Source organism: Mycobacterium sp. 134, from assembly GCF_048282715.1.
Classification (GTDB): domain Bacteria; phylum Actinomycetota; class Actinomycetes; order Mycobacteriales; family Mycobacteriaceae; genus Mycobacterium; species Mycobacterium septicum.
Genome location: NZ_JBLVUN010000008.1, coordinates 2059856 through 2086120, shown reverse-complemented (window position 1 = coordinate 2086120; position 26265 = coordinate 2059856). Strand labels below are relative to the sequence as shown.

Annotated in this window: 16 protein-coding genes, 1 tRNA gene and 1 pseudogene; 4 read left to right on the top strand and 14 right to left on the bottom strand. The window is 66.9% G+C overall.

Annotated elements, in window-relative coordinates; all coding sequences use genetic code 11:
* Nucleotides 1-134: 134 nt before the first annotated feature.
* Nucleotides 135-210: transfer RNA gene (locus ACNQVK_RS14825), tRNA-Lys, on the top strand.
* Nucleotides 211-275: 65 nt separating this feature from the next.
* Here the strand turns inward: ACNQVK_RS14825 and ACNQVK_RS14820 are convergent.
* Together ACNQVK_RS14820 and ACNQVK_RS14815 are read right to left on the bottom strand one after the other, a co-directional pair.
* A complete protein-coding gene (locus tag ACNQVK_RS14820; RefSeq protein ID WP_044522430.1) occupies nt 276-458 on the bottom strand; it encodes a hypothetical protein in 183 nt (60 codons plus the stop codon).
* 1130 nt (nt 459-1588) lie between these two features.
* Nucleotides 1589-1816 (bottom strand): DUF3618 domain-containing protein, encoded by a 228-nt coding sequence (locus ACNQVK_RS14815; RefSeq protein WP_044524135.1) that lies wholly within the window; start codon nt 1814-1816, stop codon nt 1589-1591.
* Between the two features lie 105 nt (nt 1817-1921).
* Between ACNQVK_RS14815 and bcp the strand changes: the two genes are divergently transcribed.
* Nucleotides 1922-2395, top strand: coding sequence for a thioredoxin-dependent thiol peroxidase (gene bcp / locus ACNQVK_RS14810; RefSeq protein ID WP_044524133.1), 474 nt, complete (start codon nt 1922-1924; stop codon nt 2393-2395).
* A gap of 10 nt (nt 2396-2405) precedes the next feature.
* On the opposite strand, the gene ACNQVK_RS14805 is transcribed toward bcp, so the two are convergent.
* The 6 genes and pseudogenes from ACNQVK_RS14805 to ACNQVK_RS14780 all read right to left on the bottom strand — a co-directional run bounded on the left by ACNQVK_RS14805 (nt 2406) and on the right by ACNQVK_RS14780 (nt 16486).
* Nucleotides 2406-3395, bottom strand: coding sequence for a calcium/sodium antiporter (locus ACNQVK_RS14805; RefSeq protein ID WP_418030102.1), 990 nt, complete (start codon nt 3393-3395; stop codon nt 2406-2408).
* A 6-nt stretch (nt 3396-3401) separates the two neighbouring features.
* Entirely contained in the window at nt 3402-4730 is a 1329-nt protein-coding gene (locus ACNQVK_RS14800; RefSeq protein WP_418030101.1) for a dipeptidase, read from the bottom strand.
* Nucleotides 4731-4834: 104 nt separating this feature from the next.
* On the bottom strand, nt 4835-5227 hold the full coding sequence (locus tag ACNQVK_RS14795; protein WP_044522422.1) for a holo-ACP synthase: 393 nt from the start codon (nt 5225-5227) through the stop codon (nt 4835-4837).
* 35 nt (nt 5228-5262) lie between these two features.
* A pseudogene (locus ACNQVK_RS14790) lies at nt 5263-14516 on the bottom strand (fatty acid synthase subunit beta domain-containing protein).
* Nucleotides 14517-15036: 520 nt separating this feature from the next.
* The gene (locus ACNQVK_RS14785; protein WP_418030100.1) at nt 15037-15771 is read right to left on the bottom strand and encodes a DUF1906 domain-containing protein; all 735 of its coding nucleotides are present in this window, start codon (nt 15769-15771) and stop codon (nt 15037-15039) included.
* 100 nt (nt 15772-15871) lie between these two features.
* On the bottom strand, nt 15872-16486 hold the full coding sequence (locus ACNQVK_RS14780) for a MerR family transcriptional regulator (protein WP_418030098.1): 615 nt from the start codon (nt 16484-16486) through the stop codon (nt 15872-15874).
* Nucleotides 16487-16804: 318 nt separating this feature from the next.
* On the opposite strand from ACNQVK_RS14780, the gene ACNQVK_RS14775 reads away from it, so the two are divergent.
* Nucleotides 16805-18073: an MFS transporter gene (locus tag ACNQVK_RS14775; protein ID WP_418030097.1), complete on the top strand. Its 1269-nt coding sequence runs from the start codon at nt 16805-16807 to the stop codon at nt 18071-18073.
* On the opposite strand, the gene ACNQVK_RS14770 is transcribed toward ACNQVK_RS14775, so the two are convergent.
* Nucleotides 18058-19278, bottom strand: a complete 1221-nt coding sequence (locus tag ACNQVK_RS14770; protein WP_418030096.1) for a low temperature requirement protein A — start codon at nt 19276-19278, stop codon at nt 18058-18060. The two genes, ACNQVK_RS14775 and ACNQVK_RS14770, sit on opposite strands and share 16 nt — an antisense overlap.
* A 203-nt stretch (nt 19279-19481) precedes the next feature.
* Here ACNQVK_RS14770 and ACNQVK_RS14765 point away from each other — a divergent pair, with 203 nt between their 5' ends.
* Nucleotides 19482-20180, top strand: coding sequence for an AfsR/SARP family transcriptional regulator (locus tag ACNQVK_RS14765; RefSeq protein WP_418030095.1), 699 nt, complete (start codon nt 19482-19484; stop codon nt 20178-20180).
* 22 nt (nt 20181-20202) lie between these two features.
* Here ACNQVK_RS14765 and ACNQVK_RS14760 read toward each other — a convergent pair whose 3' ends face one another.
* From ACNQVK_RS14760 to ACNQVK_RS14740, 5 genes are all read right to left on the bottom strand, one after another.
* Nucleotides 20203-20856 carry a twin-arginine translocation pathway signal gene (locus tag ACNQVK_RS14760; protein WP_418030094.1) on the bottom strand — a complete coding sequence of 218 codons (654 nt, stop codon included), beginning with the start codon at nt 20854-20856 and terminating at the stop codon, nt 20203-20205.
* Nucleotides 20853-21761, bottom strand: a complete 909-nt coding sequence (locus tag ACNQVK_RS14755; RefSeq protein ID WP_418030093.1) for a hypothetical protein — start codon at nt 21759-21761, stop codon at nt 20853-20855. Before ACNQVK_RS14755 ends, ACNQVK_RS14760 begins: the two co-directional genes overlap by 4 nt.
* A 143-nt stretch (nt 21762-21904) precedes the next feature.
* Complete coding sequence (locus tag ACNQVK_RS14750) at nt 21905-23416, bottom strand: FadD3 family acyl-CoA ligase (protein WP_418030092.1); 1512 nt, start codon at nt 23414-23416, stop codon at nt 21905-21907.
* Nucleotides 23413-24603, bottom strand: coding sequence for an amidohydrolase family protein (locus ACNQVK_RS14745; RefSeq protein WP_418030091.1), 1191 nt, complete (start codon nt 24601-24603; stop codon nt 23413-23415). Before ACNQVK_RS14745 ends, ACNQVK_RS14750 begins: the two co-directional genes overlap by 4 nt.
* Before the next feature lie 79 nt (nt 24604-24682).
* Nucleotides 24683-26254, bottom strand: a complete 1572-nt coding sequence (locus ACNQVK_RS14740; RefSeq protein ID WP_418030090.1) for an AMP-binding protein — start codon at nt 26252-26254, stop codon at nt 24683-24685.
* Nucleotides 26255-26265: the final 11 nt, after the last annotated feature.

The following is a 26265-nucleotide window of genomic DNA, read 5'->3' as shown; positions in this document are numbered from 1 at the left end:
CTCGCACGGTCGATAGCAAATTCTTGGCAATAGTCTAAGGGTTCCAGCCGGATCGAGCCGACTTGAACGTGCCCCCAAGCCTGCCACCAGCGGATTTCACTGTTGAGTGAAACTCCTGTTATTGTCTCTCACGCGCGCCGTTAGCTCAGTTGGTAGAGCAGCTGACTCTTAATCAGCGGGTCCGGGGTTCGAAACCCTGACGGCGCACCAATCAAAAACCCTGCCTCGGCAGGGTTTTTGCGTTTCAGCGTTCGAGAGTTACTGCGGCGGTGCATCTATCTGGCTCGATACCTATCGGCGAGCCTGTCGCCGATGCTGGGTTCGGCTTCTTCCAACAACATCTCCACCGCACCGGCCAGATGCGCGGCGGCGTAGCCGTTATCGCGGTACTGCACGGTTTTGAAGCGGTCGAGTTCCCTGCGTAGATCGCCGAGCGTTTCATCGCTCACATGCGCCATATGGCTACCTCCAGTCGGTGTGACCACGGCCCACATCCCTACCTAGAGGTTCAACGTGGGCCATCGGGTGTTGTCAGCGAATCCCGACGATGAGTCCGTCGGGATCGGCGCTACCGGCGAAGGCACACGCAGCAATCCTGGCAAACGGAAAATAAGTTAGCTGCAACGCAATACCCCCTTGTCACACGTTCGTCGCGTGTTGCGGCCGAGCTCAACACCCAGGTCCGACTCCCCTATCCTGACCCGACGTCGACCTTAGCTGGACACCTATGCGCTAGCAACCGGTTCGACGAGAATGAGCCGTTCCCACGGTGCAATGCAGCGGATTTCAGCTACGGCGACTTTCGAGCACAAAGTTGCACAAGGCACCTCGAGCTACCAGACGGCTACGCGTTTGCCAATCATTTTTCCCACGAAATCCGGGCAAACCGGCACAGAGCGGCCAAAGGCGCAGCTCACGATGCCGATACCTCAGCAAACATTTCAGCCGATCGCGCCAATTTCGGCCGGAGGCGCGGCGCCAAATCCACACAAACCGTCCGATACGCCGATCGACTTTGCCGTGAGCACCCCCACGGCCGCCGAGACTCCGCTCGGCGATACGCCCAGATAATGTGCTGGTAACTCTGTCGTAACACTGGGGATCGTGATGGACCTCTCAGGTTGACGTGGTCGTAAGTTACTGCTTAGTATTCGACTTCAGCGCTTTCGCTGGTCAGACGCAAGAAACCATGTTAATCTCGAGTTAGCTGATCCATTGCGATTCAGTACCACGTGGCGATTGCGCCAGGATAAGAGGTGTTAGCTGATGGCTACCGCAGGTGGCGTCGACCCCACGGCTGCATCAACCTCCGCATTTGTTGCTACGAATCAGCCCGTCATGGTGTATAGCTGCAACCGTCTCGGGCGCGTCGCCAATCCCCCGAGCTTCTCGTTGACGGACTGGCTGCTGTTCCGCCGCCGCTGAGCGGCGAATCCGGCCAAAGCCGCTGAGCGGCGTATCAAGCTGGAGCCGCTGAGCGGCGTATCAGATACCGGCGTATCGAACCACAAAGGCCGCTGAGCAGCGCATCAAGCGTCGCCCAGCGGCCCGTGTGTCACGTCAGGGCGTACTCGCCCTGCAAATCAGCTCAGCGCCGCTTGATCCGCCGGACGACGACGAACACAACCAGCACACCCGCACCGGCCAACGATGCCGTCACTGCGGGCTTCTTGATGAAACCGATCACCGCCGACTTGAAATCATCGGCCAGGCGCTGCGGGTTGGCCCGCTCGGCCAGGGAGTCGACCGTCACCGCCAGTTGATCGCGAGCCTGATCGATGTCCCGCTTGATGCTCTCCGGGTCCCGGTTCGCCACTGTTTGCTCCTCCAAGCCGCTCCACGTCATGCTGCCCTGCCGCACTACCCTAGATCAGCCGGAGCCGTGACGACGGAACCGGTCGACAAGAAGGGATACCCGCGCATGCCGCCAACCCCGCGCCTCGAGGTGGGAGACACCGCCCCGGCTTTCAGCCTGCCCGACGCCGACGGCAACGTCGTCAAGCTCTCCGACTACAAGGGCCGCAAGGTCATCGTGTACTTCTACCCCGCCGCCTCGACACCCGGATGCACCAAGCAGGCGTGCGATTTCCGGGACAGCCTCGCCGAGCTGAACGGCGCCGGGCTCGACGTCATCGGCATCTCCCCCGACAAGCCGGAGAAGCTCGCCAAGTTCCGCGACAAGGAAGAGCTGACCTTCCCGTTGCTGTCGGACCCTGACCGTGCGGTGCTGACGGCCTGGGGCGCCTTCGGCGAAAAGACCATGTACGGCAAGACGGTTCAGGGCGTCATCCGCTCGACGTTCGTCGTCGACGAAAAGGGCAAGATCGCCGTCGCGCAGTACAACGTGCGCGCCACCGGTCACGTCGCCAAGCTGCGCCGCGACCTGTCCCTCTGACGCGCCCCGGTCAGGACTGAGTCGTCAGCAGGAACGCCAGGTAGCCGAGGTAGGCCGCGACCATCGCGGCCCCCTCGGCCCGGTGCACCTGCCGGCCAGAGATGAAGATCGGGATGCAGACGAGGCTGACCGCCACCATGATCGGAATGTCGATCCACACCAGGTTGTGCGTCAGGGTCAGCCCGTTGGCGGGCACCATGCATGTGATCCCCAGGATCAGCAGGATGTTGTAGACACTGCTGCCGAGCAGATTGCCCACCGCGATGTCGCGTTCGCCGCGGACCGTGGAGACGATCGCCGTCACCAACTCCGGGGCCGAGGTTCCGATCGCCACGACGGTCAGACCGATGAGGGCATCTGACACGCCGAATGCACGGGCTATCCCCACCGCCCCACCGACCAGCCACTCGGCGCCGAGAATCACCACCGCGATACCGGTGACGGTCATGGCGACGTGCTGAACTGTTTTGCCGCCAAGGCGTTTGGTTGCCTCACCGGGTTCCGGTACCGCCGGAAACGCCTGGGCGTACTCGGCCACCGTGGCCCGGCTCTCGCGCCGTGACATGCGAATCAGCACCACCGTGTAGACGATGGCGCCGCACACCAGGATCAGGCCGTCCAGCCGGGACAGCACCCCGTTGACGGCCAACACCCACAGCAGGACCGCCGCCCCGGACATCACCGGCAGGTCGAAGCGCAACGTCCGTCGTTCGATCGCCAGCGGACTGATCAGCGCACTGAGACCGAGGATGAACAGGATGTTGACCACGTTGGTGCCGGCGATGTTGCCGACCGCCAACTCCCCGCTGCCTTCCAATGCCGCGGTGACGCCGACCGCGAGCTCGGGCAGACTGGTGCCGATCGACACCACGGTCAGCCCGACCAGCATGGGGCTGATACCCAGCCTCGACGCCAGCTGCGCACCGCCGCGGACCATCACCTCGGCGCCGATCGCCAGGGCGACCAGGCCGACGACGAACCAGCCGACGCTGCTGGCCATCTCGGCCTAGCGCGCCAGCGCTTCGAGCAGCAGCGCCTCGGCCGTGGCCGCCTTCTGCAGCACTCCCAGATGCAGGCTTTCGTTCACGCTGTGCGCCTGGGTGCCGGGGTCCTCGACACCGGTCACCAGGATCGTCGCGGCCGGGAACGCTTCGGCGAATTCGGCGATGAACGGGATCGATCCGCCCATGCCCATGTCCACCGGGTCGGTTCCCCAGGCGGTGCGGAACGCCGAACGGGCCGCGTCGTACACCGACCCCGAGGCGTCGATCGCGTAGGGCTGACCGACGTCGCCCGGGCTGACCGTGACCTGGGCGCCCCAGGGAACGTGGGCTTGGAGGTGACGGGTCAACGCCTCGAGATGCGCATGGGCGTCGCCGCCGGGTGCGACCCGCATGCTGATCTTGGCGCGGGCGCGTGGGATCAGGGTGTTCGACGACTTGTCGATGGGCGTGGTGTCGATACCGATGACGGTGATGGCGGGCTTCGCCCACATGCGTTGCACGACTGAGCCGGAACCGATTTCGGACACGCCGGCCAACAGTCCGGATTCCTGCCGGACCCAGTCGGGGCCGCGGTCCACGTCGGCTGCCGTCGCCTCGTGCAATCCGGCGACCGCGACATTGCCGTCGTCGTCGTGCAGGCTGGCCAGCAGTCGCACCAGTACGCTCAACGCGTCCGGCACGACCCCGCCCCACAGGCCCGAATGCAGCCCGTGGTCCAGGGTGGCCACCTCGACGACGCAATCGGCCAGACCGCGCAGGGTTACGGTCAACGCCGGTATCTCGGTGCTCCAGTTGTCCGAGTCGGCGATGACGATGACGTCGGCCGCCAGTGCATCCTTGTGCGCGGCCAGCAGTGCACCCAGCGACGGCGAACCGGACTCCTCCTCGCCTTCGACGAACACCGTGACGCCTACCGGAGGTTTGCCGTCGAAGGCCCGTATCGCGGCCAGATGTGTTGCGATACCGGCCTTGTCGTCGGCGGTGCCGCGGCCGTAGAGCCGGCCGTCACGTTCGGTGGGCTCGAACGGCGCGGAATCCCACTGGGTCGGATCCCCTTCGGGTTGCACGTCGTGGTGGGCGTACAGCAGCACCGTGGGCGCGCCGGCCGGTGGCGGGTAGTGCGCGATGACCGCGGGCGCACCGCCCTCGCTGACGATCCGGACATCGGGAAAGCCCGCGTCCTTCAACAGCTTTGCGACCGCCTCGGCGCTGCGATGCACTTCGTCCCGCCGGGTCGGGTCGGCCCACACCGATTGGATACGGACCAGATCCTCCAGATCGGACCGCACCGAAGGCAACACCTGCGGGACCCGCGCCACCACGTCACTCATGGTGACGAGCGTAGTAGGTCCGCCGTCCACCGCGAGCGACCGCAAAATGCCATGAAACGCGGCGTGTCGGCGTACAGACACGGTCGCTCGCGGTGCAGAGGAGGTTAGGGCTCCTCGATGATGGCCACCGCGGCGGCGGTATCGGCCTCATGGGTGAGCGAGACATGAATGGTCACGGACTCAAGGTGCTTGGCGATCTCGCCGGACAGCCGCACCTTGGGCCGACCCCACATGTCGGTGACCACCTCGATGTCGCGGTGGATCCCCTCCGGCAGGGCCGGCCGCTTGGAGAAACGCGAGCTCGACCAGGCCTTGATCACGGCTTCCTTGGCCGCCCACCGGGCCGCCAGGTGCCGGGCCGCCGACGAACTCTTGTCCGCGGCGTCCCGGCGCTCACCTGGCGTGAACGTCTCGGCGAATACGGTTCCCGGCCGGTCCACCTGCTCGGCGAAATCAGGTATGGAAACCAGATCGATGCCTACTCCCACTATCGCCATGGAAGCGAACCTAGCTCACCTGTCCGTGCGCGCACTCACCGCACATAGAGATCGTCATCACCGAGTCGGGCGTCCGCGTTCAGCAACATCGCTGCCTCCTGACGCTTCTCCGGCACGTCATGGTCGAACCGGCGGTCGGCGGGCTTCTCGTACATCGGACGTCCACCGGCGATCGCCCCGGCCAGTCGACGCTGACCGGCCAGCGTGCGCAGCTCGGCACGCTTGCGGTAGTCGTCGCGCTCGGCCGGATTCAGCGCCGCGATGAACGCCTCCGGGTGCACCAGGGCAACCAGGCCCGACACGTGCCCGAACCCGAGGCTGGTGACCAGACCGGCCTTGAGCGGGAACTTGCCGCGCAGGTCGAGGGTTTCGCGCACCCAGACGAAGTGGCCGGAGGTGGCCAGCTCGTCGTCGACGCAGTCCAGGCTGCGGTTCGGCGGGATGACGCCGTCGCGCAGGATCTGGCACAGACCCATCATCTGGAACACCGCCGCGCCGCCCTTGGCGTGCCCGGTCAGCGTCTTCTGGCTGACGATGAACAGCGGGGCACCTGCCGAGCGGCCCATCGAGTCGGCCAGCCGCTCGTGCAGCTCGGTCTCGTTGGGATCGTTGGCCAGCGTCGAGGTGTCGTGCTTGGAGATCACCGCGATGTCGTCGGCACCCACGCCCAGCTTGGCCAGCGAGCGGGCCAGCTGCGAATCCTTGCCGCCACGCCCGGCGCCCAGGGCACCGAGGCCCGGAGCCGGGATCGAGGTGTGCACACCGTCGGCGAAGCTCTGCGCGTAGCCGACGACGGCCAGCACCGGCAGGCCCATCCTGGCGGCGAGGTCACCGCGGGCCAGCAGGATGGTGCCACCACCCTGGGCTTCCAGGAAGCCGAGACGACGACGGTCGTTGGCGCGGGAGAACTTCGAGTCGCTGATGCCCTTGGCCCGCATCATCTCGGTGTCGGCGGTGGCCGCCATGTCACCGAAGCCGATGATGGCTTCCAGGGTCAGGTCGTCGAAGCCGCCGGCCACCACCAGGTCGGCCTTGCCGAGGCGGATCTTGTCGACCCCCTCCTCGACCGAGACGGCCGCGGTGGCGCAGGCGCCGACCGGGTGCACCATCGCACCGTAGCCGCCGACGTAGGACTGCATGACGTGTGCCGCAACGACGTTCGGCAGCACCTCCTGCAGGATGTCGTTCGGCTTGGACTTACCCAGCAGGTTGCCGTGGTACATGGTCTGCATCGAGGTCATGCCGCCCATGCCGGTGCCCTGCGTGGAGGCCACCAGGCTCGGGTGCACCCAGCGCATCAGCTCGGTCGGGGTGAAGCCCGAGGACAGGAACGCGTCCACGGTCGCCACGATGTTCCACAGCGCAACCCGGTCGATCGAGTTGGCCATGTCCGGGGTGATGCCCCACACCGTCGGGTCGAACCCGGTGGGGATCTGGGCGCCGACCGTGCGCGACAGCTTGGTCTTGCGCGGAACCCGAATCTCGGTGCCCGCCTTGCGGATCACCTGCCAGTCACCGGAATCCGGCACCGGCCGGGCCACAGTGTGCTCGGGGTCGAAGGACACGAACGCCCGGGCGTCGGCCTCGCTGGACACCACGAAGCTGAAGTCCTTGTCCAGGAACACGCTGACCAGCAGCGGCGAGGCGTGATCGGGATCGATCGCACCGTCGTCGACGAACTCGCGGATACCGCAGCGCTCCACCACGGCGTCGTGGTAACGCTCCACGATCTCCGATTCGGGCACCAGTTCACCGGTCTGGGCGTCGTACCAGCCGGCCTTGGGATCGTCTTCCCACTTGACCAGACCGGTCGTCCAGGCCAGTTCCAGCACACCGGCCGCCGACAACTCGCCGGAGACCTCCATCTCGAAGCGGGTCCGCGACGAGCCGTACGGCCCGAGTTCGGCGCCACCGACGATGACGACCAGGTCCGCCGGGTCGACGTCGAGGTCTGCCCACTCCGGCGCGGGGGCCGGATTGTGTCCACGCGGCGGGGACGGCAGCGCGGCGATCGCACCGTCGTCCTCGTCGTCCTCGGATTCGCCTGCGGCACTGGCCATGTCCTCGCGGGCCTTGGCAGCCAGCTCGGCCATGTCGATCTTGATGTCGCCGAGTCCGCCGGTCAGGTCCGCCTTGACCGGGGCGTTGGCAGCGGCCACCTTGGCGTCCACCGTGCACAGGTTCAGCAGCATGGCTGCCATCTCCGCGGTGCTGTAGGTGGTGACGCCGGCCTCCTCGACCGCGCTGACGATGGCATCGTTGTGCCCCATCAGCCCGGTGCCCTTGGTCCAGCCGATCAGCGCATGCGCCAGGCTGACCCGGTCGGCCCAGGAAGCTTCGGCGCTCCAGCGGTTCACCAACGCGTCGAGCGCGGACTTGGATTCGCCGTAGGCGCCGTCGCCACCGAACATGCCGCGGTTGGGCGAGCCCGGCAGCACCACGTGCAGCCGCGACGCGATGTCACGCTCGGCACCGATCGTCGACAGGCCGCCGATGAGCCGCTGCACGGCCCACAGCAGCACCTTCATCTCCATCTCGGAGCGTGAACCCGCCTCCGACAGGTCCCCGGCCACACGCGGTGCGGCGAACGGGAACAGCAGCGTCGGGGTCTGCGCATCCTTGAGGTGGATCGATTGCGGCCCAAGGCTTTCGATCTGCTCGCTACCAACCCACTCGACCAGCTTGTCGATGTCGGCGTAGGACGCCATGTTGGCCGGGACCACCCACAGGGTGGCGCCGAAGCGGGCGTTCTCGCGGTAGAGCTCCTTGTAGAACGCCAACCGGTCGTCGTCCAGACGCGAGGTGGTGGCGATGACGGTCGCGCCGCCGTCGAGCAGCTGCCCGGCGACGGACGAGGCGATCGAGCCCTTCGACGCACCGGTCACCACGGCGACCTCATCGCTGTAGCGGCCCTTGCCCGGGTTCTCCGCACCGGCCGCGATGCGACCGAACAGCGAGGCGTGGATGGTGCGGCCGGCGGCCAGCGCCTTGCCCTGCCACCAATTCGCCTGGGTGGCAACGACATGTCCGGCGCCCTCGAAGCGCTCCGACAGGCGCGGCCACTCGGCGTCGATCTCGCCCTCGTCGGCCAGCCACAGCTTGACCAGGTCCTCACGGGCACTGGCCCAGCGGTCGTCGAACACGACGGCCTTCTTGGCGTCGAACGCCGGAGCCACCAATCGCGGCCAGTCCGAACCGAGTTCGGTGGTGACCAGGTCGATCAGCTCGGCGTCGGTCGCAGCCTCGGGGGCACCGACCGGTGCGTCCAGGCCGAGCTGGCCCAGCACCAGGCGCGCGGCCGAGGCCAGCACGCCGTCGGCACCGGTGACCTTCTCGGCGAACTCGTTCAGCGCGGCCGAATCCACCACGCCGCCGCCCCCGGCACCGCCGGCCGAGGGCAGGCTCACCGGCACACCCTGGCGGGCACCCACCGCGACCACCGCGGCATCGATGACCTTGTCGACGTCGGCGGCACTCGCCAGCGCGCCCGGGTGCAGCCCACCCAGATCGCCGCCACGAACGCTGCTGCCCTCACGGGTTCCCAGCGCCACCTCGACGGTGACGTGCTTGGCCCAGCCCGGACCCAGCTCCCAGGTCTTGGTGACACGCTCGGCGATGTAGGCCGGGCGCTTGCCCGACGGGCCGAACACGGTGCGCAGCTGATCGTTGATGGCGTCCGAGAGCACCGGGCCGAACGGCTTGTAGGTGCGGGCCAGCTTGCTGACCTGCCCCTTGAGCGCGCCCAGATCCGCCTCGGCGGCACCGTCGATGGCACCCAGGTTCAGCTCGGAACCCAGGTCGACCAGCAGCTGGTTACGGCGCGAGGACGCACCGTCGGTGATGGACTCGATGGAGTCCAGCCCCTCGATCTGGTCGATGCGCATCTTGGCGCTCAACGCGATCAGGCCGACAGTGGCATCGGCTGCGTCGAATCCGATGTCCTCGGGACGGGGTCCGCCCGACGGGGCAGCCGGGGCGGCCGCCGGTGCCGGGGCTGCCTCTGCGGCAGGCGCGGCCTCAGCGGACGGGCTTGCCGAGACCTCTTCGGCCTCCGGCTCCGGCTCCGGATCGGTGTCACTGGCGAACAGCACCGCGGCATCGCGCTCGGCGTTGAGCACCTCGACGGTGCTGTGCGCGAATTCGGGCAGCTTGAGCGTGTTGGTGGCCAGGCCGGCGACCGTCGGCGCGTTCTTCACGCCGATCTCGACGAACCGCTCGACCCCGAGTCCGCCTGCGGCTTCCTCGATGAACAGCAGGTCCTGGGTCTCGATCCAGCGCACCGGGCTGGCGAACTGCCAGGCCAGCAGCTCGATGACGACCTTGCGGCACAACTCGATCGGGCGCTCGTTACGCCAGGTGTCGTAGTCGGCGAGGATCTCGTCGAGCGGCTCGGCCGGCACCAGATCGCGGATCTCCTGGATGAAATCGCGGTCCAGCGTGAACGGCCGGGGCACCAGGTTCGGGATGTAGCGGCCGACGACCAGCTCCGGATCGCGGTCGCGCGGCAGCACGCGCTCCAGGCTGCGCCGGAAGTCGTCCACGCCCACCCGCAGCACGCTGGAGTGGAACGGCACGTCGATGCCGGGCACCAGGATGAAGGACCGCTTGCCGCCGCTGATCTCGCGACGACGCTCGACCTCTTCCTCCAGCGCTTCCAGACCGCGCACGGTGCCGGCGATCGCGTACTGCGAGCCGCGCAGGTTGAAGTTCACGATCTGCAGGAATTCACCTGTGCGCTCGGCGATCTCGGCGACGAAGTCCTCGACGTCCTCGTCGGCGAGGTCGATCTGCGACGGCCGGATCGCGGCCAGCCGGTAGTTGGAGCGGCCTCGCTCGTCGCGCGGCACGATGTCGTGCATCTTGGAGCCGCGGTGGAACACCGCCTCCAGCAGGCCTTCGAGCTCGATCACACCGGACACGCAGGCCAGCGCGGTGTACTCACCGACGGAGTGACCGCAGGCGATCGCGCCCTCGACGAACGCGCCCTGCTCACGCATCTCGGCAACCTGGGCGGCAGCCGTCGTGGCCATCGCGACCTGGGTGAACTGGGTCAGGTACAGCACGCCCTCGGGGTGCTCGTAGTGCACACCGGAGGCGATCAGCGACGTCGGGTTGTCGCGGACCACGTGCAGCACCGAGAAGCCCAGCGTGTCGCGGGTGAACTTGTCGGCCTTGTCCCACACCTTGCGGGCGGCCTTGGACCGGGCCCGGACCTCCATGCCCATGCCCTTGGACTGGATGCCCTGGCCGGGGAACGCGTAGACGGTCTTGGGTGCCGCGAGTCGCGCGGTCGCGGCCATCACCAGATCGGAGCCGATGCGGGCCTGAACTTCGACAACCTCTGCGCCGACGTCGATTCCGACCCGGTCGACGCGGAAGTCGACCTCGTCGCCCGGCTTGACCATGCCCAGGAAGCGGGCGGTCCAGCCGACCAGGTTGGCCGGCGGAATCGGCTTGCCGTCGGTGGCGGTGACGACGTGCTGCGCAGCGGCCGACAGCCACATGCCGTGCACGATCGGCGATTCCAGACCGGCCAGTAGCGCGGCGGCCCGGTCGGTGTGGATCGGGTTGTGGTCACCGGACACCACGGCGAACGGCCGCATGTCCACGGGCGCACCGATCGTGACGTCGCGACGGCGACGACGCGGGGTGTCGGTGGCGTTGTCCGAGATCGCGCCGCCGGCCCGCACCGGGTCGGTCAGCTCGGCCTCGCCGGTGCGGCCGCGGATCGCGAACCGCTCCTCCAGCGTGGCCAGCTCGGTGCCGTCGGCGGCAGTCACGACCACCGAAACCGGGACCACGCGGCCAACTTCAGTGTCATGTGCGGCCGAAGCCGTTGCGGTGACGGTCAATTCGGCGGGCTCGGTCGGCAGCGCGGCCAGCAGGTGCGCGGCGTGGTCCAGGTGGACCAGGCTCAGCAGACCTTCGACGACCGGGAAGCCTGAGTCGGTGGCGGCGGAGCCGATCGCGGCGAACACCGCGGGCCAGCAGCGGCCGACCAGGGCGTCCGGCACGACGGTCAGCGTCGGAGCCAGCGGCGCGCCGAAGGTGGCGGTGACGCCGGTGTGATCGGCGACCTGCTCGGGGTTCCAGGTGACAGTGACCTTGGCGGTCCCGTCGACGACGGGAGGCAGCGCGTCGGGTCCGTCCACCCCCGCGGCGATGGCGAGCACCGAACGCATCGCGGTCGCGGCATCGGAGACCTCGACGACCGGCGCACCACCGCTGCGGATGGCCTCGGTCAGAGTGAACCGGATCTCGATCCAGGTTCCCGACAGCGGCACCGACAGCACCACGTGCTGATCGTCGGCGACCTCAAGCCGTGCACCCGTGGAAGGGTGCGTGGCAGAACGGTTTTGAGATCCCTCGCGGACCTGCCACTCCGAGGCCGGGGCGATCCGGTGCACCGGGTTGACCGAGGTGCGACCGGCCCACAACACGTCGGGGGCGTCGAGCAGCACGGCCAGCGGACCGGCCACATCGCCACGGCCCTGGCGGCGCGACAGCACAGCCTGCGGCTGGGCGCCGGCGGCCAGCACCTCGTCGACGGCGGCCTGCTCGAAGCGGTCCAGCAGTTCACCGACGGGCTCGTCGACCCGGGTGATGCCGGCGACCGCGGCGGTGCCGGGGATGACGCACACCTGATCGGCGGCGTAGCGCGCATCGTGGGCCTGCCACAGCGAGTCGCTGCGCCACCAACGGCGCACGTCCTTGTCGATCACCGGGACGAAGTTGACCGGCTTGCCGAGCGTCTTGCACAGCTCGACGAAGAACGGCACATCAGCCGGGTGCAGTTGCACCGAAGCGGCGTCCGGGTACGCCGAGACCAGCGCGGCCAGCGCGGCCTTCGGGTCCTCCAGCAGCGCCTCGCCGTCGCCGGAAGCTTCGAACAGCGTCTCGATCGGACCGAAATCCTGTGCGTGCAAACGTGCTTCGGCACGCTTGAGCATCTGCTCGAAACGGTCGCGCCAGGTGATGTCCAGCCACGGCGAGTCGTCACGCTTGGTGTCGGCGGTGCTGTTGCCCTCGCCGATCGACAGTTCGAGGTAGCGGCGCAGCCACTGCAGGTAGGTCATGTCGGCGACATCGCCGAAGTACGGCTTGGCGGTGTCGGCCATCGCGGCGATGATCTCGTCGCGGCGCGCGGCCACCGCTTCGGCGTCACCGGCCACCTCGTCGAGCAGCCGGCCGCAGCGCGACGCGGTGTTGTCGATCTCGTGGATGTCGGCGCCGAGCTGGCTGCGTCCGGAGGCCATGCCGCCCGAGGCCTTGCCCGCACCCACCCATGCCTCGGTGCCCTTGGTGTCCACCAGCAGCTGCTTGACAGCGGGTGAGGTGGTGGCCTCAAGGGCGGCCATGGCGGCGGTGCCGACCAGGATGCCGTCGATCGGCATCAGCGGGTAGCCGTGGGTGGCCGACCAGCGGCCGGACAGGTAATCGGCGGACCGCTCGGGGGTGCCGATGCCACCACCGACGCAGATGGTGATGTTGGACCGGCTGCGCAGCTCGGAGTAGGTGGCGAGCAGCAGGTCGTCGAGGTCCTCCCACGAGTGGTGGCCACCGGCGCGGCCGCCCTCGATGTGAACGATCACCGGCTTGGTGGGCACCTCTGCCGCAATCCGGATGACCGAGCGGATCTGCTCGACGGTGCCCGGCTTGAACACCACGTGGCTGATGCCGAGGTCATTGAGCTCGCCGATCAGCTCGACGGCCTCTTCCAGGTCCGGGATGCCGGCACTGACCACGACGCCGTCGATCGGTGCACCGGACTGGCGAGCGCGCTGCACCAGCCGCTTGCCGCCGACCTGCAGCTTCCAGAGGTACGGATCGAGGAACAACGTGTTGAACTGGATCGCCCGGGCTCCAGCAGCTCGCCCAGCTCGGCGATGCGATCGTTGAAGATCGGCTCGGTGACCTGCCCACCACCGGCGAGTTCGGCCCAGTGGCCCGCGTTTGCTGCGGCCGCGACGATCTTGGCGTCCACTGTGGTCGGGGTCATACCCGCCAGCAGGATCGGCGAGCGCCCGGTGAGCCGGGTGAACTTGGTGGAGAGTTTGACCGATCCGTCGGGCAGGCTCACCACGGTCGGGGCGTAGCTCGACCACGGTCGGGCCACCTCGGGCACCGCGCCGATGGTGAACAGATTGCGCTGGCCACCGCGGGTCGCCGCGGGCACGATCCCGATGCCGAGGCCGCGCACCACCGGGGCGGTCAGGCGGGTCAGGATGTCGCCGGGGCCGAGGTCCAGGATCCAGCGGGCGCCCGCCTCGTGCAGGTCGGTGATCTCGTCGACCCAGTCCACCTGGCTGACGAGGATGGCCTCGGTCATCTCGCGGGCGAGCTTGACGTCGATTCCGACGGCCTCGGCCCAACGAGCGACGATGTCGACGCCGTCGGCCAGGCGCGGGGTGTGGAAACCGACCTCGACCTGCACCGGGTCGAAGACCGGGGCGAAGACCGCACCGCCGCGGACTTTGCTCTTGCGCTCGGCCTCTTCCTTCTCAGCGATCTGGTTGCAGTAGAGCTCGAACCGCGACAGCTGTTCAGGTGTGCCGGTGATCACAACGGAGCGACGGCCGTTGCGGATGGAGAGCACCGGGGGCAGCACGGTGCGAACGTCCTGGCTGAACTCTTCGAGCAGTTCGTAGATGCGCTCGGGCTCGGCGTTGGTGACCGACACCATCGGCGGGCGGTCGCCCAGCACGGTGATCCCGCGGCGACGGGCCACCAGGGTGCCTGCCGCGCCGATGAGCTGCGCCAGCGCCAGCAGCTGCACATCCTTGGCCCCCTTGGCGGCCAGGGCCTCGACAGCCAGCACGCCCTGGGAATGCCCGGCGACGGCCACCGGCGGGGTGGCGGTCAGGTCCATGCCCTGACGGGCCAGCGCACGCCCCGCGGCGATCTGGGTGAGCAGGACACCCGGAACCGAGACGGCGGCCGACGTCAGCTGCTTGTCGGACGGCACCGGCTCCTCGGCGGCCAGCGCGCGGACCCACTGCAGCGGCTCGAACCCGATGGGCCGCACCACGACGAGCTCGGAGGCGACCGGCTCGAGCAGCAACTCGGCCTCGCCGGCCAGGGTCGCCAGTTCGGCCTCGATACCGGCCGAGGACACCAATTCCTCAAGGGTCTCCAGCCAGGCGCTGCCCTGGCCACCGAAGGCCACTGCGTAGGGCTCTCCGGCGCTCAGCCGGTCGACGAGCGCGTGGGTGGAGTCAGCCTGCCGACCGTCGGATCCTGAGTCGTCGTTGCGACCGGCGGACACCCGGTCGTGTTCGTAGATCGTCACTGGCGCTATCTCCTCGTGCTGCTCTGGTGTTGTCGCGTGTGGCTGTCGCGTGCGGTGTTAGGTATCTGTCTGCATGTCTGGGGCGGTGTGGCTGCCCGGGCGACAGGCCAACGGCGATTCAGCGTCGAATCAGGCCGGAACGCAGGCCGCCGGAGCTCTCCGGACGGTGTCGCTCACGTTCCCGCCGTACTAAGAGTGTCATAAGAGCAGATGGGCTTTTTCCGCCCAGATTGGTTACTGGCGAGTTCTACGCATGGGTAACCGCCGGTAACGTAACGCGCCACCGACCGGCGGCCAAAGCCATTCGGGACAAACGTCCTGTTGGCAGGTGGTTACGGTCGAGTAGCCACAACTGCGCAGATCAAGGCAGTATTGTTATCGAATCGTTATCTAAATTTTCCGCCACATCGGAGGCCTCGAAGCGGCCGCGATCCAGCAGACAATCAGGCCGATTCTGTCTAGCGAATCCGGCGCATCCGAGCAAAAAGTTTGCTGGAATATCTTACTCGTCGGTAACTATTCAGTCCCACTGGCCGAATCGCGGCTTGAGGATGTGGTTGACGTCCACCCCGACACCGCCGACATTGCGCTGGTCGATCTCGACCTGATGAAGGTGTGCCGCGGGATGGGCGATCCGCCCCGGCGAGCCCCAGTTGTGCTGCCAGAAGTATGCGCCGAGCCCGTCCTGCACAGCCCATTCGATCGTCTTGGAGTTGGCGTACACGCCGACGCGTTGATGCCCGAGAACGGTCTCCCAGCCGCGCAGATACGGCGCCACCTGCCGTTTGTACTGATCGAAGCTCGGATCGTCGTCGATCGACGCATAGATCGGGGCGCCTACCGAACCGCCCGCCGAGGAGTGCAATTGCCAGCCGCGTTTGGCGTGCTGAATCCCGGCGCGCTGCCCGCCCAGCCAGTCGGCGGTGTGCTCCTTGCCGTACTGATAGCAGGACACGATCTTCAGGCCGTTCTGGTACAGATCACGGGTTTCGGGCAGCTGAATCGGCTTACCGAGCATCCACGCGCCTCCGGGCCGGCGGTCCGAGACGTACCGAATTGCTCCGATGGCTCCTGACGTGCGGATATCAGCGGCACTGATGACGCCGGCGGCGTAATCGAGCAGCACGCCCAGTGGTGCGGCCCCGGCCGGCGGCGCGGTCACGCCGGCGCCGACGGACGCCAGGCCCGTACCCAGCCCGATCAGCGCGGGGGCAGCGGCCGCGTATTTGAGCAGTTCGCGTCGGGATATCGACACGTGCCTCAGATTACGACACGTACCTCAATATTCACTTCAACGCCACTGGTCACAGACATATCCAGATTCACACCCGCACCGTTCGGCGATCGAGCAGGCCTCAATCGGCCGGGGTCAACCCCGCCCGCAGGGCCCGGTCCACCCCTGCCGACACAACGGCCCGGGTCAGCTCAAGCAGGCGGTCGTCGGATGGCGCGCCTTCATGTTCGGCGACGGCCGCGGCGGTCGATTCGGCCAGCCGATCGATCGCCATGTCCGTCGATCGGGCGAGCTCGGCCATGGTCCGGATGCAAAGCCCCTGATCCTCGGCGCCGCTGAGGAACGCGACCAACGCGGGGTCGGTCACCTCCACGGACCCCTCGGCGATGCGCACCAACCCGAACTCCACGAGTGCGCGGACATCGTCGTCGGCCGGATCCACATTCAGGGTCAGCGCTTTCGGCCTGCACCAGCCCGAGCTCTGGATGCCCAATGTGTCGGGCAGGTCCTTGCCGCTGCGCAAGCCGGCGAAGAACTCGGCGATGTGCGCAGAGTTGTAACCCTTGGCGAGTAGCTGGCTGATCGCCGTCAATTGAGCCAGGTGCCGCTCGCCGTAGTACGCCGAGCGCCCGACGCGCCGCGGCGAATCCAAGAGGCCGCGCTCACGATAAGCGCGGATATTGCGAGCGCTGACGCCGGAAATGCGCGCCAGGTCTTCCAGCCGATACTCAACCAAGCCGACGTGCTCCGCGTCGGTTTGAACAGCGATTCATGCCGACACCCTACCCTCCGATTAATACCGCGAGCGAATTTAGACTTGGATGAATCGATCATCGGCGGACTCCGCAAGTACGCCGGTTATCAGCGCATATGTCGCAACACTGGTCACAAGCCTTACGCGTGGCTGCATTTTCAGCCAACTCCGCGAATCAGGTGAAAGCCGGCCCCGCGGCCAAATTCACAGCCGCCACAAAGAAGTCCGTTCGCTTCGGCGCCCGCGGTACGAGAGCATGTACGTCTGTCCCGAGAAACACATTTGGCGAAAGGTGCCCGCGTGCGTCCCTGGATCGTTTGGGCCACCGGACTACTCGCCTACATCATCGCCGTCCTCGACCGCACAACCCTCGGCGTCTCGGGTCTCCAGGCCGCGGACAGATTTGCCGCGAGCCCGGGTGTGCTGTCCACGTTCGTCGTGCTGCAGGTGGTCGTGTACGCGGCGGCTCAGATTCCCGCCGGATTGCTGTTGGACCGCTTCGGTTCCCGTGTGCTCATCGTCTGCGGGGCCGCGCTCATGACTGCCGGCCAGCTCGTCCTCGCACTCAGCGAGTCGCTGCCCGCGGCCATCGGCGCACGGGCGATCGTCGGCCTGGGTGACGCCCTGACGTTCATCTCGGTTCTCCGCCTGGTGCCGCACTGGTTCGAGCCGGCTCGCGTCCCGTTGGTGGCCCAGTTGACCGGAATCTGTGGCCAGCTCGGTCAGGTCCTGTCCGCGGTCCCGTTCCTCGCGATCCTCACCGGCTCTGGGTGGACGCCGGCATATCTGTCGGTCGCCGCGTTCGGACTCGTCGTGATCGTGTTGGCACTGGCCCTGATCCGCAACACCCCACACGGTTCGGCGAAGGCGTCCGAGCCGATCTCCCTGCACACCACGCTGTCTCGTATCAAGACCGTCTGGCTGCGGCCCGGCACCAGGCTCGGATTCTTCACCCATATGGGCACCCAGTTCTCGGTCACGGTGTTCGCGCTGATGTGGGGAGTGCCTTATCTGACCGTGGCGCAGGGACTTTCAGAGACGGCGGCGGGGTCCCTGCTGACCGTCTCGGTGGTGGCCGCCATCACGGCCGGAATCATGATCGGCGTGTTCACGGGCCGCCATCCGCACCGTAGGTCGCGTCTGGTGCTGTGGATCATCGCCAGTAACGCCGTGGTGTGGACCGTGGTGCTGGCCCTCCCCGGCCCGGCGCCGGTGTGGTTGTTGGTGGTCCTCATCGTCGTCATCTCGGTCGGCGGTCCCGGTTCGATGGTCGGCTTCGACTTCGCCCGCACCTTCAACCCGAGCCACACTCTCGGTACCGCCCAGGGCATGGTGAACATGGGTGGCTTCCTGGCGGCACTGCTGGTGATGCAGGCCATGGGCCTGATCCTGTCCGGTACCGACAGCTACTCGTTCGCGTCGTTCCGCCTGGCGTGGTCAGTGCAGTACGTGGTGTGGATCCTGGCCACGATCGGAATCCTGATCACCCGCAGCAAGACCCGCCGGCTGCTGGCAGCCGAACAGGAACGAATGCTGTTGGAGAGCTTCGAAACTCACCCCGGGCGGTGAACGTCCAGGCGCCGACCGACGATCTCGGCGGCGTGCCGGTGCCCGACCGCCTCGAACCCGACGACGACCACCACCGGGGCCGCGGTCACGACCAGTAGGCACACCGCCATCGAAGTCCCGCCCGCCGCCAGTGCCACCGCGGCCACGAGCACCACCGCGGCCAGCACCAGCAACAGTGCGTGCAGCAGATCGAAATCGCCGACCAGGAGTGAGTAGATGACGAACATCGCGACCAGGTAGATGCCCACCGGAATCGCCACCGCCAGCACGGTCTCGACGGAGTCCAGCTTCGATTGACCGTCGACGTAGTAGGCCGCCACGTGTAGTCCGGCGCCGGTGGCCACGATCGCCGCGTACACCGCCAGGTGCAGATACCCGTACCAGAACGAGAGCCTGCGCTGGGCATGCAGCAATGCACCGGCCGGCACAAGAAAGTACACCCACCACATCCCGAAGGTGAGCCCGATTCCGGAGGCGACGAGCAAGATGGCGTCGGTGGTCCAGCCGTGCTCCCCCACCGCCGCGGTCAGGGACGCCACCGTGCCGACCACGCCTTCGCCCAACGCGATGATCGCGAGCAGTCCGTAGCGCTCGGCGACATGGTGCGCGTGCCACGGGGTGCCACCCATCAGCCGCTCGGCCAGGATCGGTCCGCTGATCTCCACGACCATCAGCACCAGTGCGGTGACGAAGAAGACCGTCAGCGAGGTCGATACGAAGATCTGCGCCACCCAGCCGATCTGGGCGACCACCACCGCCGACGCGTAGGTAAGACAAGCCCGCCGGCGCGGCGGATCCTGCACGGCAGCGCGCAACCACTGCCCCACCAACGCGATTCGCATCACCACATAGCCGGCCACCATCACCACGTTGTCGACGTGCCCGCCGTGTTCGATGGAGGCGAAAACCGGGGGAATACCCAGCGCGAGGATGATGACGCCGACCATCTGCAGCATCGTCATCACCCGGTAGATCCAGTCGTCGGTGTCGTAGGCGGACGCGAACCAGGTGAAGTTCATCCACGCCCACCAGATCGCGAACGCGGCGAACCCGAAACCCGCCAGCCCGGCCGACACGTGGCCCTCGGCCATCAGATGCGCGAATTGCGCGGCCGCCACCCCGAAAGCGATCACAAAGGTCAGGTCGAACAGCAATTCCAGCGGGGTCGCCACCCGGTGCTGCTCGTGCGGGTCGCGTCCCGCCATCCGGCTCAACCGGTGCGTTTGAACCGGACCAGGTCTGTCCTCGTTCACACTGATATGTCCCTTCGTCGCCAGATTTCACCGCAATTCCATCGCATCGGGGCGCCGGACCACGGATTGCCCACGGCGTGGTGGAAGAAATGTGCGCCAAATACAGGTAGTGCACTACTGATGTCAGGGCCGCAGCCAGGCTCGAGGATGAACGTGTGTCCAAGCAATTCACGCTGAATCTCCTCGGCGAGTTCGCCGTCTACCGCGACATGGAGCCGCTGGTGCTACCGCCGTCATGCCGCCGGTTGGTGGCATTGGCCGCGGTGAAGCGCCGCGAGCTGCACCGCAGCTGGGTCTGCGACCTGCTGTGGCCGGGCAGCCCGCCGCACAAGGCGGTGTCCTCGCTGCGATCCGCGCTGTGGCGATTGCGACCACTGGGCGCCGACACCCTGCTGGTCGTGCGACACCAGTACGTCAGCCTGGCGCCCGAGGTGAAGGTCGACTGGCACGAGGCACTCGCACAGCACGAGGCGATGGCGGTGATCGACGGCCGACCCGTACCCGCGCTCACCCATCCCGCCCTGCACCGGCTGGTTCGGAGCGGTGACCTGCTCGAAGGCTGGTCGGACACCTGGTGTGTCGCGGAGCGCGACCGCTGCCCGGGCCGTCAAGCGGTCCGTCCTGGACATTCCCGAGGGCGGGCCGAGGCAGGTAACGCACTACGCAGGCCCGGGCGCACCGCACCGCCCCGGCTCGCTCGGGGGCCGGCACCACAACGACAACGCGGGGTGCCTGCCATGAGTGCGCTACTGCTCTGCCTCGTCGTGATGGCCGCACTGGTCACCGCGTTGGCGGTACACGAACTCCAGACATGGCTGGAGCGGTGGGCATACGAACGGCACGCTCAGGACTGACGCCGTTCGGCTGAAGGCGCTGCTACACCGGGTCGAACGACGAGATCAACCAGTTGCCGTCGATCTTGTTCATCCCGACCTTGACCGCGCTCGCCGCGAAGCTCCCGTTCGGATTCTCGGCGCTGGTGGTGGCCTGGTTGACGAACACCAGCACCACCGCCGAATCCGGATGGATCTCCGAGACGGCTGAGCGCACGACTGCTGCCGTGGTCTTGACCGCCTTCTGCTTGGCGGCGGGGGCGACGATCTCCTGCGTGAACTGGGTGTAGTACGACAGGAAATCTCCGGTCAGGTGCGACTTGGCGGCGGAGAAATCTCGGTCGAGACTGTCCGGTGCGTAGGTCAGCAGGGCCGTCGTGCCTTCGCTGGCTGCCTTGAGCACCGTCGCCGACGCCGCCTCACCGGTCTGCTGATCGACGCGGAACTGCGCGAAGTACAGCCAACCGGCCAGCGCCGCCGACGCGATCAGCGCCACCACCAGAGCCAGCGGGAACCACAGCCTGGTCAGCGTCTGCCGCCACCCGCGGGCCGGCTCGGCGCCGGCCGCGTCGCTGTCGCCGTCGGCCGGATCAGCCTCGGCTGCGTCCTGCTCCTCGACGGCTTCTGCGGTGCCTTCCGGCTCGACGGTCGTCTCGGAATCTTTCTCGGTCTCTTTGATGTCCTGGTCCAGGGTCACGGCACGAACTCGACTTTCGACAGCTTGATCTGGTCACCTTCGCGGACCATGTCGACGGCCACCCGCCAAGGCCGTGGTTGTTTGTTGGCACCGGTGGTGTTGGTGACCTGGGTGTTGACGGCGACCAGGACGACGGCGTTGTTGTCGCTCATGGTGTCGACGGCGGCGGCGGTCACGTTCGCCTCGGTCACCACCTTTGCGTCCTGGGCAAGCTTCACGAAGTCCTTCGACTGCGCCTCGAAGTCCTCCCGGAACTCGCCCGTCGAGTTGTCGAGGATGTTCTTGACGGCATCTTGGGCGTGGTTGAAGTCCAGGGACATGAGGGTCACGACGGTTTGGCGGGCCGCCGCGGTGTATTCGGCCGCCAACTGCTGGCGATGCTCGGCCTGCCGGTGGTGCCAGATCATCCAGCCGCTGACGCCGAGCAACGCGGCGATGACGATGAGTGTCAGGCAGCTCGCCAGGACCTTCCAGAACAGACGCGAAACCCGCACCCGCGGCAGGCGGCGGGCCGACTTGCCCTCTCCCTCGCCGGCCTCGACGTCGACTTCTGGCTCCGCTTCCTCCAGCGGCTCGGCTTCGACCGCCTCCGCCTCTGTGTCGACGCCGGCGGTCTCGGTGATCTCAGGGGTGCCGGACGCATCGTGATCGGCGGTGTCGGCGGGCTCGGTGGCCGGCGCTTCGTCGGCCACATCTTCGGCCACGGTCGCGTCCACGTCGTCCTTGTCGGCGGCAGCCTCGTTGCGCAGCCGGATGGCGCGGGCTCTTGCCCGCGCGGCGACCGCCACGGCCTCGGCCTCTGCGGCCTCGGCTTCGGCCTGTTCGGCCAACTTCAGTGCGTCGCTCGGTGACGCGTCATCTTCGCTAGTATCGAGTACCGGCGACGAAGGCTTGCGGGACGGCATGCCGACCTCCTGTCCGTTCAGCAGCCTGCTTAACGAGAATTACGTTATCAGTTTGCGGTAGTGACCCGAGAGTACATCATCGATAGCAGGCGCATAAATGGCTATTTACCTGCGGAAATGATGTTTACGTGCTGTGCGCGCACTTAGTTCGGACTCGCCGTCACTCGCGCCTCTAGCTCATTCTTCATCACCTTGCCGGTGGCATTGAGTGGAAGTTCGTCGAGAAACTCGACATACCGGGGCACCTTGTAGCCAGCCATGCGCTCGCGGCCCCAGGCGATCACGTCCTCGGCGGCGATCGGCGCGGCACCGAGGTCGTCCCGCAGGACCACGAACGCCTTGCCGACCTGGCCCATCCGCTCGTCGGCGACACCGATGACGGCAACCTGCGCAATCGCCGGATGCTCGAGCAGGAATCCCTCGATCTCGGCCGGGTAGGCGTTGAAGCCTCCGACGATGAACATGTCCTTCTTACGTCCGACGATCCGCAGCCTGCCGGACTCGGTGAACTCGCCGAGATCTCCGGTGTGCAGCCAGCCGTCGGTGTCGATCGCCTCGGCACTGGCCGCCGGATCGTCCAGGTAGCCCTGCATCACGTTGTAGCCGCGCACCAGAACCTCGGTGTCGTCGGCGATGCGAACGTCGATCCCCTCGCACGGCAGCCCCGCGGTGGTGGCCACATCCTCGGCCGAGTCACCTGGCCGTGACAGCGTGACGTTGCCCGCCTCCGTGAGGCCGTAGCCGGTCATCAACGTCTGGAACGGCAACTCCTCGCGGATGCGACGCACCAGTTCCACCGGGATGTCGGCGGCACCCGTCACCCCTGCCCGCAGGGTCGCCAGCCGGTCACGGTCCGCGACGGCCAGCAATGAGTGGTAGAGGGTGGGCGGGCCCGGCAGCATCGTGATGCGTTCGCGCTCAATCAGTTCCACCACATTGTCGACGTCGAACACCGCAACCGGCAGCATCGTCGCACCGCGGAGGAATGACGCCACCAACCCCGCCTTCAACCCGAAGGTGTGGAAGTACGGGTTGATCATCAGGTAGCGATCGCCCTCGCGCAGATCCGCCAGGGTGGCCCACTCCTCGTAGGCCCGCAGCGTCTGGCGATGGTTCATCATCGCGCCCTTGGGTCTGCCCGTGGTGCCCGAGGTGAAGATGACATCGGCGATGTCGGAGGGCTCCACATCACGCGTGAACGGACTTCCACTACCCAGGAAGTCCGACTTGAGATCGATGGCCGGAACATCGAGATCAGCCTCGGCGAACGTGAAATCCTGCCCGAGGAAACCGTTTTGGATCATCACCGCCTTGGCGCCGCTGCGCACCACCACGTCGGCGGCCTCTTCGGCCTTGAACCGCGTGTTGACCGGGACCAGGACGCCGCCGGCGGCCATGATCCCGAATGCGGCGATGATCCACTCGGCCGAATTGGGAGCCCAGACCGCAACCCTGTCCCCCTTGTCCACGCCGAACTCGGCGAACGCACCCGAGGCTTTGCGGATGCGCTCGGCGAGCTGGGTGAAGGTCAGACGCAGCGGACCGTCGGCCCCGGCCGGATTGTCGCCATAGTCGACGACCGCCTCCGTATGGCCGAAACGGTCCGCTGCACTCAAGACCATCTCGGGGATGGTCTGCCAATTCGACTGCGTCACAGGGTAACGAGACGACCCAAGTTGCCACCCATGATCTTGGCCTGATCCTCGACAGACAGGTGCTCGAGCGCGGTCACGTAGTGCGTCGGCTCGGCCAGACCCTCAGGGTGCGGCCAGTCGGAGCCGTACAGCACCTGGTCCACACCGATCAGGTTGATCAGGTCGTCGATGCCCTCCTCGTAGAACGGGCTGACGTAGATCCGGTTCTTGATCTCCTCGATCGGGTTGCCCAGGAACGCCTCGGGGGCCTTCTTGTAAACCTCGGCCATGGAGTCCAGCAGCGGGAACATCCACTTCGATCCGGCCTCGACGATGCCGACCTTGAGCTTCGGATGGCGGAACAGCGCACCGTGAATCACCCAGGAGCCCACCGCGTCCTGAATCGGCCGCCACTCGTTGAGGATGTTCATCGCGTTGGTCTGGAACGGCAGCATCTCCTGCACCGTGCCGTCCCACTCCGAGGTGTAGCGCGAGTAGCCGCTGTCGGAGGAGTGCATGCCGACGAACACGTCGTACTCGACGCAGCGTTCCCAGAAGGGATCGAACTCGGGCAGCGCGAACGAACGCGGGCCACGGAAGCCGGGCACCGGGGCCGGGCGGATCAGGATGGCGCGAGCGCCGCGCTTCACACACCACTCCAGTTCCTCGATCGCCTTCTCGACGATCGGCAGGGTGATGACCGGGGTGGTGAAGATGCGGTTCTGGTAGTTGAAGCCCCAGACCTCGTCCAGCCACTGGTTGAGCGAGTGGACGATGACGTGGATGGCGACCGGATTGTCGCGCAGCCGCTCCTCGATGAGGCTGGCCAGCGTCGGGAACATCAGGCTGCGGTCGACGCCGAGTTCGTTCATCAGCTCCAGACGCGGCTCCGGCTCGAAGAACGCCGGGATGGACCGCATCGGCTCACCGAACAGCTCGCGCTTGCTCTTGCCGTCCGGGTTGCCGAACTTGAAGTACTCCTCCCAGGCACCTGGCTTGGCGACATGCGAGAACGTGGGGTTCGGGATGTAGTTGCTGATGTGGCCGTCGATCGCGATCTTGGTGCGGCCGTTGACCTCGACGTACTGGACGATGTCCTTGTACTCCTTGGGGAGGTACTTGGTCATCGCCTCGGGCGGCTCGTAGAGGTGGTTGTCCGCGTCGAACAGCGGAAACGGAATGTCGACCCTATGCGACAGTTGTCCCATGGAAAACTCCTTTGCAATTCTAGAGAATCATATTCTCACTTGATAGCTGCCGCAATGCCCAGCTCGGCCCGAGGGCTGCTCACCGGGCGATTGCAGCAATCTCCTGACGGATGACGAACTTCTGAACCTTGCCGCTGGCCGTGCGGGGAAAATCTTCGGCCTGATGTAGCTCTTCCGGCCATTTCTGCCGGGCCACCCCGCAGGACTCGAAATGCGCCCGGACCTGATCGAGGGTGGGCATCGTGCCGCCGTCGCGCACCCGAAGGACTGCGGCCACCCTCTCGCCCAGGCGCGCGTCCGGTGCGGCCACCACGATCGCCTCGATCACATCGGGCAGGCCGAGCAGGACCTCTTCCACCTCCAGCGCGCTGATGTTCTCGCCGCCCCGGATGATGAGGTCGGTGGTCCGGTCGGTGATGGTGAGGTACCCGTCGTCGTCGAGCACTCCGATGTCGCCCGTTCGATACCAGCCGTCGGAGTCGAAATGCTTTGCGGTGAGGGCATCGTCGGTATAGCCGAGACACAGATCCGGTCCACGGCTGAAGATCTCGCCGTCCGGCCCGAGCCGGATCTCGACACCGGGACGCACATTGCCGTCGGTGTACAGACGCTTGGCCTCGGGCGCACCTGCACCGGATCCGGTGATCGACGGATGTTCGGTGCTGCCGTAGGAACGGAAGACGAACAGGCCCAGGTCGGCCAGTCGGCGGGTGACGGCCGCGGGCACGGTCGAGCCGCCCAGACCGACGGTGGTGAACCGGGCCAGATGGCGTTCGCTGAACTGCGGGTGGTCCATCAGGCTGGTGACGAAATACGGTGGCCCGCCACCGATCGACAGTTCGTCACGCTCGATCAGTTCCAGCACCTTGCCCGGATCCCAGACGTCGCACAGATCGATCGGGGCACCCTCCAGCACCGGGATCAGGAACGCGCCGAGCATGCCGATGAAGTGCCCGACGGGCGTGGCGGTGAGCTGACGACCCCGGTCCGGCGGGTAGTTCTCCAGCAACTGGCGGGTTTCGAAACCCAGCGTCTGATGGCTGTGGACAACACCTTTGGGCTCGCGGGTGGTGCCGGAGGTGAAGGCGATCAGGGCCGGCGCCGCCGGATCCGCGGTCAGGGTGCCGCTCATCGGCTCGTCGGCGAGGAGGCCGGTGAACGAGCTGTGCCGACGCTCCGCGCGCGCGTGCTCGTCGGCGCCGACCAGACCCACGATCGGGACATCGGCACACAGATCGGGTTCGAACTTCATCCGGCCGAATTGCTCGGTGGTGATGAACACCTTCGGCCTCGCCGTGGCCATGATGTGGCCGAGTTCCCTGCGTCCGTAGAAGTGCACGATCGGCACCGTCACGGCCCCGAGGAATGCCGAGGCCCAGAACGCGGCCGCAGCCTCCATCCAGTTCGGCAATTGCAGGGCCACGACGTCACCGGGTCCGACCCCGCGATCGCGCAACCCGGCGGCCAGTCGCCGCGCGGTGCGCTCGACCTCGCCGAAGGTGCCCTGGTACGGACGGGTCGCGGAGTGCACGTAGAACCCGGCATCGGGGCTGGCGGCCAAACCGTCGGCCAGCATCTGGCCCAGGGTTTCAGGCCGCCACCAGCCTTCTTCGACGTACCGTTTGGTCAGCTCAACGGGGATGTCGCGCACAACGATGATGT

Bases quoted from the DNA above. Each gene is read 5' to 3' on its own strand.
- ACNQVK_RS14820 (WP_044522430.1), bottom strand. From the start codon at position 458: ATGGCGCATGTGAGCGATGAAACGCTCGGCGATCTACGCAGGGAACTC.
- bcp (WP_044524133.1), top strand. From the start codon at position 1,922: ATGCCGCCAACCCCGCGCCTCGAGGTGGGAGACACCGCCCCGGCTTTC.
- ACNQVK_RS14805 (WP_418030102.1), bottom strand. From the start codon at position 3,395: ATGGCCAGCAGCGTCGGCTGGTTCGTCGTCGGCCTGGTCGCCCTGGCG.
- ACNQVK_RS14800 (WP_418030101.1), bottom strand. From the start codon at position 4,730: ATGAGTGACGTGGTGGCGCGGGTCCCGCAGGTGTTGCCTTCGGTGCGG.
- ACNQVK_RS14795 (WP_044522422.1), bottom strand. From the start codon at position 5,227: ATGGCGATAGTGGGAGTAGGCATCGATCTGGTTTCCATACCTGATTTC.
- ACNQVK_RS14770 (WP_418030096.1), bottom strand. From the start codon at position 19,278: ATGGCGGGACGCGACCCGCACGAGCAGCACCGGGTGGCGACCCCGCTG.
- ACNQVK_RS14755 (WP_418030093.1), bottom strand. From the start codon at position 21,761: ATGCCGTCCCGCAAGCCTTCGTCGCCGGTACTCGATACTAGCGAAGAT.
- ACNQVK_RS14745 (WP_418030091.1), bottom strand. From the start codon at position 24,603: ATGGGACAACTGTCGCATAGGGTCGACATTCCGTTTCCGCTGTTCGAC.